This is a genomic window from Burkholderia sp. AU4i, from assembly GCF_000466765.1.
In the GTDB taxonomy this organism is placed as follows: Bacteria; Pseudomonadota; Gammaproteobacteria; order Burkholderiales; family Burkholderiaceae; genus Burkholderia; species Burkholderia cepacia.
Genome location: NZ_ASSI01000426.1, coordinates 1 through 507 on the forward strand (window position 1 = coordinate 1; position 507 = coordinate 507).

The 507-nt window shown below is 70.8% G+C and carries 1 protein-coding gene; it reads left to right on the forward strand.

The window, feature by feature from the left end:
* Positions 1 to 507 (forward strand): methionine ABC transporter ATP-binding protein (locus L810_RS43250; protein ID WP_042978464.1); only part of this gene is annotated, 507 nt, incomplete at both ends.

Sequence of the window (507 nt, forward strand, 5' to 3'; positions counted from 1 at the left end):
GGCGAGGTGTTCGGCATCATCGGCCGCAGCGGCGCGGGGAAGTCGACGCTGCTGCGGCTCGTGAACGGGCTCGAGCGGCCGAGCTCGGGCCGCGTGCGCGTGCAGGGCGTCGACGTCGGCGCGCTCGACGAGGACGGGCTCGTGGCGCTGCGGCGTCGCACCGGCATGGTGTTCCAGCATTTCAACCTGCTGTCCGCGAAGACGGTGTTCGAGAACGTCGCGCTGCCGCTGAAGATCGCCGGCGTGCCGAAGGCCGAGCGCGTGCGCAAGGTCGAGGCGCTGCTCGAACTCGTCGGGCTCGCCGCGAAACGCGACGCGTATCCGGCCAGCCTGTCGGGCGGGCAGAAGCAGCGCGTCGGCATTGCCCGCGCGCTCGTGCACGATCCCGAGGTACTGCTGTGCGACGAGGCGACCTCGGCGCTCGATCCCGAGACGACGCAGTCGATCCTCGCGCTGCTCGCCGACATCAACCGTCGCCTCGGGCTGACGATCGTGCTGATCACGCAC